Source organism: Rhodopila sp., from assembly GCF_035548235.1.
Lineage (GTDB): Bacteria > Pseudomonadota > Alphaproteobacteria > Acetobacterales > Acetobacteraceae > Rhodopila.
Genome location: NZ_DASZTJ010000107.1, coordinates 1 through 2,074, shown reverse-complemented (window position 1 = coordinate 2,074; position 2,074 = coordinate 1). Strand labels below are relative to the sequence as shown.

General features: G+C 70.7%; 2 protein-coding genes. One reads left to right on the top strand and one right to left on the bottom strand.

Annotation, left to right across the window (positions count from 1 at the left end):
- On the top strand, positions 1-333 hold a 333-nt coding region (locus VHB27_RS09450), incomplete at its 5' end, for a LysR substrate-binding domain-containing protein (protein ID WP_325599617.1).
- Positions 334-445: 112 nt separating this feature from the next.
- Here the strand turns inward: VHB27_RS09450 and VHB27_RS09445 are convergent.
- Positions 446-1,828, bottom strand: coding sequence for an MmgE/PrpD family protein (locus tag VHB27_RS09445; RefSeq protein WP_325599615.1), 1,383 nt, complete (start codon positions 1,826-1,828; stop codon positions 446-448).
- Positions 1,829-2,074: the final 246 nt, after the last annotated feature.

The following is a 2,074-nucleotide window of genomic DNA, read 5'->3' as shown; positions in this document are numbered from 1 at the left end:
GAGGGCATGAAGTTACGCTGCGACATCGAGATCGATATGTCGTTGATCGCCTTGTCATTCGTGCAGCAGGGCTTGGGCGTGGCGCTCGTTGACGACCTCGTTCCATGGGAGAGTTTCGGTGGCCTGGTGACCCGCCCGTTCATGCCGCGGGTGACGCTGCCCGTCTGCCTGCTAACCAGCACGCGTCGTCCGCTCTCGCTGAATCACCAACTCTTGCGCGCCTATCTCCGCAAGAGCGCGACTGCCCAGGGAATCTCCAGGCCCCCCGCGATGGTCGGCTGGGCTTCGGCCAACATGAGCGTTCCTCCAGCGACAAGAGCATCAGGTCAATGACGGGCCAGGCACGCCACCCGACCTGACGAGACACTGGCCTCTCCGCCGCTTCCCCCGATCACACGACGCGCATAGCGATGTCGGTCGGCGCTTCGTCATCCCCGGCGCTTCGTCATCTATTGAGTATCGCGGTCAACGGCGCCAGCGACGGCAGCATCGGCAGGTGCCGGATCATGTCCAAGGCCGCGTCGGTCCGCGCGCCGCCCAGCGCACCGGCGGCGGCAAGACGGAATTTGTCCTCCAACTCCGCCTCGTTAGCCGGATCGCCGGGATGGCCGCGCGGATCGATGACGTGGTGTTCCAATTGCCGCCCGTCGCGCAGGCGGACCATCACGCGCGCGGCTTCACGCGATTCCGCCGCATGCGTGTCCCCCGGCAGTGCGGGATCCACCAGCATCCGGATCCGCGGGAACAGCGCGCGCACCGCCGGGCGGGCAATCTGCGCCGGGGTGAAGCTGTCCATGGTCAGGGTGCCGTCGGTCAGCGCCGCGGCCACGGTGTATTGCAGGCTGAACCGCGCTTCGCTCGGGCTGGCCGGGTCGGCAAACCGCAGATTGGCGTTGGACACCGCGGACACCCAGCATGCCGCATCCTCCAGGTCCGCGGCGCCGAAGCGATGCTCCGCCGCCAGCGCGCGCATGGCGTCCACAGGGCGGTGCGTGCTGGCACAGCAGGGATACAGCTTGGTCCAGACTCCGTACTGCGCCATCGCCGGCGGGTCGCCGAACCGCGGCAGCACCGAGGCGAAGCCGGGGGCCCCGGCGCCGGTGGTCATTTCCACATAGCCCCAGGCGCCTTCGAACACCTCCGCCGCCGCGGTCACGCCCGCCGCCGCCAGCTCCGCGGCCAGCAGCCCGTTCTTCGCCGCCAGCCCGGCATGCAGCGGCTTGGCCATGCTGCCGAACTGGCGCTTGGAGCCGCCAGCCATGCTGATCGAGAGGCCAATCGCATGGCGCGCCGCCTCCGCCGACAGGCCCAGCAAGCGTGCGCAAGCGGCCGCTACCCCGGTCGCGCCCAGCGACAGCGTGGTGTGCCAACCGCGATGATAATGCGCCAGGTTCATCGCCTCGCCGAGCCGCGCCATGATTTCGAACCCGGTCAGATAGGCGTCCAGGCAGGCGGGACCGGACGCACCTTCCTGCTCGCCCAACGCGAGCAGTGCCGGCACCAGCGCGGCACTGGGATGGTTCATCGCCGGATCCAACACATCGTCCCAGTCCAGCGCATGCGCGGCGGTGCCGTTGAGCAGCGCGGCCCAGGGCGCCGGCAGCCGCGCGCCGACCACTGTCCAGGCTGGCCCGGCACCCCATTTCCCGGCCACCGGGGCCAGCGCGGCGGTGGCCGGCTCGTCCCGCCCGGCGAGGATCACGGCAAGCGTGTCCAGGAAGGCGAGCCGCGCGCCGGCGCGGCAGCGGGCGGACCAGGCGCGGCCGGGCGCCGCCACCCATTCGGCCATCGCGCCGGTCGGGTCGCCGCCGGTCACGCGGCCGGTCACGCGGCCGGTCCCTGCGCCGGCGCGGCCACGCCGGGGGAATGGCAGGCGGCTAACCGCCTCTCGTCGTGGCAAGGCAGCGGCAGGGACACGGTCATGCAAGACTCCTGGCGATGCGGGCGTATGGAAGCGGCAGGCGGTGGACGGATCTGGCTCCGACGGCAAGCGACCGCCACGCGGTGCCTGTGGGTCAGCGGATCAGGCGGCGCGGCGGTCCAGCCTATCCCGGAACTGGAACCAAGTCCCCAG